This is a genomic window from Prevotella sp. TCVGH (assembly GCF_023522295.1).
GTDB classification, from domain to species: Bacteria; Bacteroidota; Bacteroidia; order Bacteroidales; family Bacteroidaceae; genus Prevotella; species Prevotella timonensis.
The window spans coordinates 1-5382 of record NZ_QFFX01000103.1; the positions used below are offsets into that span (position 1 = coordinate 1).

3 protein-coding genes are annotated in these 5382 nt (G+C 41.4%); all 3 read right to left on the reverse strand.

Translation table 11 applies throughout. The annotated features are described in order from the left end of the window. Nucleotides 1-77: 77 nt before the first annotated feature. The 3 genes from DEM91_RS11950 to DEM91_RS11960 all read right to left on the reverse strand — a co-directional run bounded on the left by DEM91_RS11950 (nucleotide 78) and on the right by DEM91_RS11960 (nucleotide 5047). On the reverse strand, nucleotides 78-1625 hold the full coding sequence (locus DEM91_RS11950) for a S41 family peptidase (RefSeq protein ID WP_249859066.1): 1548 nt from the start codon (nucleotides 1623-1625) through the stop codon (nucleotides 78-80). A gap of 71 nt (nucleotides 1626-1696) precedes the next feature. Then, nucleotides 1697-3709, reverse strand: a complete 2013-nt coding sequence (locus DEM91_RS11955) for a DNA topoisomerase IV subunit B (RefSeq protein WP_249859065.1) — start codon at nucleotides 3707-3709, stop codon at nucleotides 1697-1699. Between the two features lie 186 nt (nucleotides 3710-3895). Continuing rightward, nucleotides 3896-5047, reverse strand: coding sequence for an N-acetyltransferase (locus DEM91_RS11960; RefSeq protein ID WP_103002503.1), 1152 nt, complete (start codon nucleotides 5045-5047; stop codon nucleotides 3896-3898). Nucleotides 5048-5382: the final 335 nt, after the last annotated feature.

Consider the following 5382-nt stretch of genomic DNA (forward strand, 5'->3'; position numbering starts at 1 on the left):
ATATATAAATGGAACAAAGGTAATGATTTACAAGTAGTTGAAACGTTTTTATGCACATTTTTGTCACATTAGCCAGTTTATTTCATCAGTTCTACCGCTTTGAGTACGATGTCATTGGTTTCGTTCATTATTCTAAAATACTCGTTCATGCCCCATAAATCACGTGCAACGAGTGCTTTTAACTGATTTTTCAACATGGGCAAAGTACGCTGAAGTTCTGCCTCATCCTTAGGTTTCAGCTTTGCTTCTTCTCCTGACTTTATCACTGCATCGATGAAAGATTGTGGAACTTCATACGATTGATAAAACTGTTCATAAGATGTATACATCTTTCGCAGCTGCTTGCGATGCTGGTCAACGTATTTGAGGTTTTCATTAATAATGATTGACTTAGCAGCCAACTGCCGATGAAACGATGTAAACTTAGCCGTATCCAGCGGAACAAAGTAATCGGGCATCACACCTCCACCTCCATATACAACTCGCTTTTGGCGCAAAGTATAATACTTTAGCGAGTCTGCAAAATGGATACTGTCGGCACTATACAGCTCTCCATGCTTGAAACGCTGGTCTAACTCCAGTGCATAGTCTTTACGATCGCCCTTTTTATAGGGCTTCTGGATGCATCGTCCCGATGGTGTATAATAATGAGCAACGGTAAGTCGCATCATACTTCCATCAGGAAACTGTATCGGACTCTGCACCAATCCCTTGCCAAACGACCTTCGTCCTACCACTTGACCTCTGTCTTGGTCTTGTATGGCACCTGTAACAATCTCGGCAGCCGATGCAGAAAACTCATTGATAAGCACCATCACTTTCCCAGATAGCAAGCTACCATTGCCCTTTGCAAGATAGTCTTTACGATTAGAACGGCGACCTTTGGTATATACAATTAAATCATTGCGGTGTAAAAACTCATTGGCAATCTGAACGGCAGCTTGCAAATAGCCCCCTCCGTTATCCTGTAAGTCTAAAATAAGATGTTGCATACCTTGCTTCTTCAAATCACTAACGCACGCCATGAACTCTGCATACGTCGTTGCCCCAAAGCTACCAATGCGGATATACCCTAACTGTGGTCGGATAAGATAGCTGGCATCAATAGTATTGACGGGTATTCTGTCGCGTATCACTGTGAAAAAGAGCATTCCTGAAATGTTTCTACGCAAGACGCCAAGCTTTACTTTCGAACCTTTCTTGCCACGCAATCGGCGCATAATCTCCTCACGTGCCATCTTCACCCCAGCGATACTACTATCATTAACACTCACGATACGGTCGCCAGCCATGATACCTACTTTTTCTGAAGGACCGTTTGCTATGGTCTGAATCACCATCAGCGTGTCTTGCATCATATTGAACTGTATGCCAATTCCATCAAACGAGCCTTGCAACGCCTCCGTCATGGCCTTGGTTTCCTTTGCTGTTGTGTAGGATGAGTGAGGGTCCAAATGGTTTAACATTCCACGGATAGCCTCTTCTACCAACTGATCTTCCTGAACAGTATCTACATATAAATTTTGAATAGCTATTTCCGCTATTTCCAATTTGCGAATAGGAGAATTCTTCCCAAAATTAAAATTAAACTGTGCCGAAACGGTGCAAACCACCCATCCGAACATTATACACGCTATAAATCTTCTCATTTATTCAAACTTCGTTAAAAAACAATGGTGATAAAGTTGGTTCAGAATCAACTTACTAAGGTGGAATCTTCCTCTGGGATATCCTCTTCAACAACCAAATTATCAATAATAAAGTTTTGTCGTTCCATGGTATTCTTGCCCATGTAATACTCCAAAAGCTTTTGCACCTGATCATTTTTATGCAATGTCACCTGTTCCAAGCGCATATCAGGACCGATAAAATGTACGAATTCATCGGGGGATATTTCGCCTAATCCTTTGAATCGGGTTATTTCAGGATCGGGACCAAGTTCCTTGATTGCCTCTTGCCGTTCTTCCTCGCTATAACAATAGCGTGTAATGAAGTCGCTCTTTTTATCCTTCTTATCGAGCTTTTCATCCGCTTCAGCAATCACATCCTTATTCTTTATCTTTGTTCTTTTGTTACGAACTCTAAAGAGTGGCGTTTGCAACACATACACATGACCTTTTTTTATCAGCTCAGGGAAAAACTGAAGGAAGAAGGTAATGATTAAAAGTCGGATGTGCATTCCATCTACATCGGCATCTGTAGCCACAATTACTTTGTTGTAACGCAACGTATCCAATCCGTCTTCAATGTCGAGTGCAGCTTGAAGGAGGTTGAACTCTTCGTTTTCATACACCACTTTCTTTGTCAAACCAAATGAATTCAAAGGCTTTCCGCGCAATGAAAACACTGCTTGCGTATTCACGTCACGGCTCTTCGTGATACTACCACTGGCAGAATCGCCCTCTGTAATAAAGATACAGCTCTCTTCTTTCCGATCGTTTTTCTCGTCACTGAAATGGATACGACAGTCGCGTAGCTTTCTATTGTGCAAGTTCGCCTTCTTTGCACGCTCTCTGGCGAGCTTCGTTACTCCCGCCATTGCTTTGCGTTCGTGTTCGCTGGATTTGATTTTAGCCTCTAAAATATCCGCACAATCCTCCTTATGAATATGCAGGTAATTGTCTACTTCGCGTTTGATGAAATCACCCACATACTTGTTAATGGTTTCACCTCCAGGTGCCATTTGCGTTGAACCTAACTTAATCTTGGTCTGACTCTCAAACACAGGCTCCTCGACATTGATAGCAATGGCGCCTACAATACCATTTCGGATGTCGGTATATTCGTAGTTCTTATCAAAAAACTCCTTAATCGTCTTGGCTATATGTTCCTTAAATGCGCTCTGATGCGTTCCTCCTTGCGTAGTATGCTGTCCGTTGACAAACGAATAATATTCTTCTCCGTACTGATTGGTGTGTGTAAAAGCGATCTCAATATCCTCACCTATCATGTGTATGATTGGATACAAGCCATCTGTAGTCATGTTATCGTTCAGCAAATCTTCCAAGCCATTACGACTCTTGATGCGCCGTCCGTTATACATAATGGTGAGACCAGCATTCAAATAGGTGTAGTTGCGCAGCATCGTTTCCACAATATCATCATGGAACGAATAGTTCTTAAAGAGCGTGTCATCGGGTTCAAAATAAATGTAGGTACCAGATTCGTCCGAAGTCTTTGTTGTCTTATCGGTTTTCATGTCGCCTTTTTCAAAGGTAAGATTTCTCACTTTCCCCTCTCTAAACGATTCTACTTCGAAATGAGCACTCAGTGCATTCACGGCTTTGATACCCACACCATTGAGTCCTACACTCTTCTTGAAAGCCTTGGAGTCGTACTTTCCACCCGTATTGAGTACGCTCACAGCTTCCACCAGTTTCCCTTGTGGGATGCCTCGTCCATAGTCGCGCACTCGAACTCGCAGATTATCTTCAATATCTATCTCTATCCGATCGCCCGCTTTCATTTTGAACTCATCAATAGAGTTGTCCAAAACCTCTTTCAGGAGTACATAAATACCATCCTCTGGCAACTTTCCGTCGCCCAATCTACCTATGTACATGCCTGGACGAGTACGCACATGCTCCATATCCGACAAGTGTCGGATGTTATCATCGGTATAAGCAACAGCGTCTGCTTGTTGCTGAGGAGAGACAGATTTCTTGTTTTGTGGACTATTTTCTAATTTCGTGTTGATTTTTTCTGTCATAGTTCTTTGTATAATTATAGCATAGAGAGGAGGCTTCATTGTTCACACAAGCCGCTTGAGTCACTTTTATTGTCGTCATTTTCACAACGAAATAAAGCGCAAGATTTCTCTTCTATCCAAGCGTATGCGTGCACATAAGGAAGTAGGACAAATCAACCAAATCAGAAAAGATGAATACCAAACGTACTATTTTATCTCTTTACGATAACAACAGCGACGCTTATGATTCGTAGGCTTTAATGGTCCCCATTGACTTTGCACGCCTTCGTTGGTCACCAACTCTACTTGGCTCTCCGCCCATGTAAACCCATATTTGTTAAACACGGGAATTAAGTCGGTAAACAATAAGGCATTTGCTCCTTTTGAGCGATACTCAGGAAGAACGCCTAATAAGAGCAAGTCTCCTCCACCGCCAGTTTTTTGAAATTTAATGGCTCGTAATAAATACCACCAACCGAAAGGTAACAAACGTCCTCTACGGCACTTTTGTAAGGCATACGACAAGGAAGGTATTGAAATGCCCACGCCAATCAGCTTTTTGTCCTTATTCCAATCCTCTATGAGTGTTATCATATTCAAATCGGCAAAGCGAAGATACATGTTCACATAGTGATCGATTTGCTTCTCGCTCAACTCTGAATAACCATAAAGGTCTTTGTAAGTCTCATTAATGATGCCAAACACCTGACGTCCATAGTCGGTGGTTCGCAGTTCACGACGGGTGAGTTTCTTGATATGTAGATTGTAACGATTCTCAACAATCTCTGCTACCTTAGCATATTTCTCAGGTATTTCCTTAGGAACATCTAAGAAATATTCCACATACTCCTGATCCACTTCCCATCCACCTAATTGCTCTAAATGTTGAGGGTAATAGGGATAATTGTAAATGGTAATCATGGTGCTGAGCTTATCAAATCCCCAAGTCAGCATTCCTTCCGGATCCATGTCAGTAAATCCTAATGGTCCGACAATCTCTGTCATCCCCTTTGAACGACCATATTCTTCCACTTGCTCAAACAAAGCCCGTGACACCTCAATGTCGTCAATGAAGTCAATCCAACCAAAACGAACGCTTTTTTTATTCCATTTTTCGTTTGCACGATGGTTGATAATGGCAGCTACGCGTCCTACAGCCTTACCGTCCTTGAACGCAATGTAATATTCTGCCTCACAAAACTCAAATGCAGCATTCTTATCTTTCCGGAGTGTATTCATATCATCCATGAAAAGATTAGGGACATCGTATTCATTTCCCTCATAAAGGTCGTAATGTACGTCCACAAATTTTTTCAAATCGCGCCGCGACTCGACCTTTTTAATTTCTATAGATGGCATTCTATTCTAATAAAATTATAAGCAATATAGGCTGACAAAGATACGCTTATTTAGGAAATTTACAAAAGAAATCACGTATTTATTACATAAATAAGTGAATAATGGTATATTTTTATTCTGAAAAAGGACTATTGTTGGGCAATCTGCAGATGACACTATAAGCTCAAATAACAATGTATATACGAGATAAACACACTGGTAATGAAAACGCTACACGCTATCCAACTTTGTTGCCCCACACAATTTTGATAACGCATACTTTTTATTATTGCTGTCCGGTAAAACTTTATTAAACAAAATAATTTAGGGCTGACACTTCTCACGAGGTGTCAGCC